Origin of the sequence: Synechococcus sp. H60.1, assembly GCF_047462335.1 — a bacterium.
Lineage (GTDB): Bacteria > Cyanobacteriota > Cyanobacteriia > Thermostichales > Thermostichaceae > Thermostichus.
Genome location: NZ_JANSJA010000118.1, coordinates 7,095 through 11,235, shown reverse-complemented (window position 1 = coordinate 11,235; position 4,141 = coordinate 7,095). Strand labels below are relative to the sequence as shown.

Sequence of the window (4,141 nt, the reverse complement as noted above, 5' to 3'; positions counted from 1 at the left end):
CTCGTGAGTCTTGGATGCTTCAGCTCTACTTCAGAGACCCGGTACACGGGATCCACGGAGCAACTGGGGCAGAGGAAGAGACAAAAATCTCACCGTAAAGCGGATGGGGAAACCCCACCCGCCTGCGCGGTGGGGTAGTTCATGCGAAAAGTCAAGGGAAATCCGCTCGCCCGTGGGGGGATCAGCATGAGCGTCAGGAGGAAGCCGCCGTCTCAACCTGCTGTACCTGCAACGAAGCAATCGGAAAATGCCGCTCCAACAAAGCCGGGATCCCTTGCGGAGAAACGCCGCTGTAGCGAGCCTTGTCGGGCAGGAACACCACGTTCGGCCCCCGTTTGCAGTCCTTCATGCAGCCCACTCCCTGCACGCGGATGCCCCCATAGGCTGCTAGGTGAGCCTGCAGAGCCTGCATCACCTCCAGCGCCCCCCGCCGACAGCAGTCAGACTTCTGGCAGACCAAGACGACCCCTTTTCTCTTTTCCTCCGATTCTGGAGCAGCTTTTGGGGGAGATGTGGCTGGGATCCCTGCCTGGACAGGAACCACGCGGTAGAGCACCCATTTCTCTCGCCCCTTCAGCAAATTCACTTCCCGCTCCCCCGCAATCTGCACCCTATCCCCTGGCTTGAGGCTGCGGTAGAGCTCAGAGCGCAGCGGCTTGGGGATCTTGCCGGCAAACACTTCCGCTCCGGCCTGCCAGCGCAAATACTTGAGCTTGCCATCCTTATCGGGAAGAAATCCCAGGAACTGACCTTCTGACTCGAACGGGATCCTTTGCTTAGCCAACTTGCTCATCTTGTCCCCCAGGCTCGGTGTTGAGCTGCCAACACGTCTCTAGGCTGTCCAATAACTCCTGCCGCCGCGCTGTGTATTGGCGGATCACGCTGCGCACCTGCAACAGGGCCAGAGGCGTGTCCACCTGCACCTGCAAATGGCCATCTCCCGTACAAACTGCCGGGATCCCCAACTCCAGCAGCCGCCGCCCAATGCGCCAGCGTTCCCCTAAGGGGATCTGCAAACAATAGCTGCCCTCAAAAGATACAGGGTTCATGGCTAGGAGCAAAACCTCGGCAAATAAATCTAAACCCAATCGGGCAGTAATGATATAAATTTTCAACAAATGCTTACAAAAATAAGCCCTCAGGTTTAAGGACAGGTCACCTGGCCGGCGAACCTGCCCCAGATCCTGACTAGGCTCTGCGGTCCATTAAGCCAAACACTAGGCTGTCGTTGGCCAGGAAGTGGTTGAGGTGGAAGGCCCGGTCTTCCGTCTTGAGCAGAATCTGCTCGTAGAGGTAGCGGGTGGCGCGATCCCCTAGGCTTTCCGCTTGGGCGGCTTGGCGCCGCAGCAAATCGATGATGGCCTGCTCTGCCGCCAGGTCATTTTGCAACATTTGCCGCGCCTCAAAAGCGCCATCCGGCTCAGGGGTAAAGCAGCAGAGGCGGGCCAAGGTGGCGAAGGTGGCTACCGGCACACTCCCCAAACCTTCGAGGCGCTCTCCCAGGTCGTGGACATGTTCCCTCACCTGCTCGTAATGATCCTTGAACAATTGGTGTAGCGGGTAGAACTCGGTGCCCTCTACTACGAAGTGATGCTTCTGGTACTGCAAGTACAGCCCTTGGAAGCTGGCCAGAAGGGCGTTCATCCCCTCGCAGATCGGCTGGGTCACCTCCAGGCCGAGGGAGACAGGGTTGTTGCGCACGCTGTTGAAGGACTGGCGCAAGGTTGAGGTTTCAGACATAGGGCAAGGTTCTCCGAAGCAAGAGAGCTAATTATCCAGCCTACTCGAGTGGACAGATCCAGGGTTTCTTGGGGCTATCCTCACCCCAGCATAGTCTAACTCAACAGTTCTTGTGAATAGCTCTCAACAAAGTGCTTGTTGCAGCAGAACCAGTGGGCTGGTCAGAGAGTAGCCGCATCTTCCCGATTTACACTGGACTGGGAGCGTTAGCCCAGTTGATCCCGTACCTGGAGATGGAGCATGTCGCAAACGGAGCCAGAAAGCCACTCCTGGATAGAAAAACTGATTCGCCTAACCCATCAAACAGTTGCGCGGGCTGGGGGGAAACCGCAGGAACCTTGGGATTGGGCCAGCCACCTGTTCAAAGAGAGCCTGCTGGAAGCAGAGGCAGAAATGGGCCACTGTAATGTCCTGGTGATTGGCAAAAGTGGGGTGGGCAAAAGCACCTTGGTCAACGCGGTGTTTAAAGATGAGCTGGCCCGCACTGGTGTTGGCAGCCCTGTTACCCGCCACATTCGCCAATATTCTAAGCAAGGCTGCCCAATCACCATCTACGATACACCTGGCATGGAATTGGCGGGAGACCAGAATATCCAGATCCGCCTCGAGGTGTCCCAACTGATCGACGAGCTGCGCCTCAAGGATCCCGAACATCACATTCACATTGTTTGGTATTGCATCCACCACGAACTGAAGCGGCTGGAGGAAACCGAGCGTGAGTGGCTGAGAGAGTTAGAACTCAAAGATGTACCGGTCATCTTAGTCTTGACCCAATGCCTGGAATATCCCAATCCCGAAGAGAGCGAGTTTTTTCAGTACTTGCAGCGCCAAAATCTCCCTGTTCGCTACATTGTTCCTCTTTTGGCTAAGGACAAGGTCATTAACCGGCAACTCACCATCCCCGCCCACGGGCTAGAGCACCTAATCGGCTGCACCTCGGAGCTGCTGCCAGAGGTAGCCCGCCTTGCCTTTATCCGCCAGCAATTGCTGCGGGTGGATCTCAAGGCCGATGCTGCTTTTAAGTATGTATCGGGCTATGTGGCCAGCGCAGCGTTCATCGGCGCCGCACCTCTTCCTTTTGCCGATGCCCCTCTACTGGCAGCAGCACAAGTGGGCATGATTGCCAATATCAGCTTTATCTTTGGCTATAAGGCCTCCCCTTCTTTTTACTACTCTTTGATGGCGGCTTTGGCGGGAATTGGGGGCGCAGTAGTCACTGGGCGGGCCATTGTCTCAAACCTGCTGAAGTTGATCCCCGGCGTGGGATCCCTGGCAGGCGGCATCATCCAGTCCACCACAGCGGCTACCCTGACCCTTTCCCTTGGCCTGGCCTATATCGAGCTGATGAAGGCCATCGCCCGCGCCGAAATCCAAGGGATCCAGCTATCCCAGGCCCAGATGCAGGAGATCTTTGTGCGCGAGTACCGAGAATATGCTGCTTCGGGACACAAAACTCTCAAAAACTGGGATTGGGAAAAATGACTTTTTATCCCAGCTTTTGCGTAGACATTGGATCTAATTCTGGAGCAGGGGAAGCTCGTGCGCTCTCGAACCCAAAGGAGCCATTGACTAGGTACAAGGGGCGGCCTTTCACTTCTTCAAAAATGCGGCCCAGATACTCTCCAATCACGCCCAGGCTAATCAACTGGATCCCGCCCAAAAACAAGGTCATCACCGCCAAAGAGGCGTAGCCGGGCACATCGGAGCCAAACAGCAAAGTACGAATGACGAGGAAAAGGCCATACAGCAGAGCCGCCAGCGAGATCGCCAAGCCCAGATAGCTCCACACCCGCAAGGGCCAAGAGCTAAAAGAGGTGATGCCTTCTATGGCTAGGTTCCACAGCCGCCAGTAGTTCCACTGGGTTTTGCCGCGAAAACGGGGGGCGCGGTCGTAAAAAATGGCCACCTGCCGGTAGCCTACCCAGGCAAAGATCCCTTTCATAAAGCGAGTGCGCTCCCGCAGTTGCTTGATGGCGTCTACCACCTGCCGATCCAACAGCCGAAAATCTCCTGTATTGCGCGGGATCCGCACCTGGCTGAGCTGGTCAATGACCCAATAAAACCCATTGGCGGTGAAGCGTTTTAGCCAGCTTTCCCCTTGGCGGCTGCGGCGCACAGCGTACACCACCTGGTAGCCCTGCCGCCACTGCTGCAGCATTTCCGGGATCAACTCTGGGGGATCCTGCAGGTCGGCATCGATGGGAACAACGGCTCTGCCAGAGGCATAATCCAGACCCGCTGTGAGGGCAATCTCTTTGCCAAAACAGCGGGAGAGGTTCACCACCTTGATGCGGGGATCCTGGCGATGGAAGGCAATAAGCTTTTCCAGCGTGTCGTCCTGGCTGCCGTCGTTGACACAGATGATCTCGTAGGGGATCCCTAGAGGATCCAAGGTAAGTCG

At 56.4% G+C, this 4,141-nt stretch carries 5 protein-coding genes; 1 reads left to right on the top strand and 4 read right to left on the bottom strand.

Features of this window, described 5'->3' with window-relative positions:
- Nucleotides 1-193 precede the first annotated feature (193 nt).
- The 3 genes from NW852_RS06540 to NW852_RS06530 form a co-directional block, all read right to left on the bottom strand.
- Nucleotides 194-793 (bottom strand): (2Fe-2S) ferredoxin domain-containing protein, encoded by a 600-nt coding sequence (locus NW852_RS06540; RefSeq protein ID WP_414370860.1) that lies wholly within the window; start codon nucleotides 791-793, stop codon nucleotides 194-196.
- Entirely contained in the window at nucleotides 777-1,049 is a 273-nt protein-coding gene (locus NW852_RS06535) for an Asr1405/Asl0597 family protein (protein ID WP_414338703.1), read from the bottom strand. The genes NW852_RS06540 and NW852_RS06535 overlap by 17 nt, the downstream gene beginning before the upstream one ends.
- Nucleotides 1,050-1,188: 139 nt before the next feature.
- The gene (locus tag NW852_RS06530) at nucleotides 1,189-1,740 is read right to left on the bottom strand and encodes a Dps family protein (RefSeq protein ID WP_414370859.1); all 552 of its coding nucleotides are present in this window, start codon (nucleotides 1,738-1,740) and stop codon (nucleotides 1,189-1,191) included.
- A gap of 240 nt (nucleotides 1,741-1,980) precedes the next feature.
- Between NW852_RS06530 and NW852_RS06525 the strand changes: the two genes are divergently transcribed.
- Entirely contained in the window at nucleotides 1,981-3,222 is a 1,242-nt protein-coding gene (locus NW852_RS06525) for a YcjF family protein (RefSeq protein WP_414370858.1), read from the top strand.
- Nucleotides 3,223-3,226: 4 nt separating this feature from the next.
- Here the strand turns inward: NW852_RS06525 and NW852_RS06520 are convergent.
- Nucleotides 3,227-4,141, bottom strand: a 915-nt coding sequence (locus NW852_RS06520) for a glycosyltransferase family 2 protein (RefSeq protein WP_414426573.1), incomplete at its 5' end; no start/stop codon positions are given.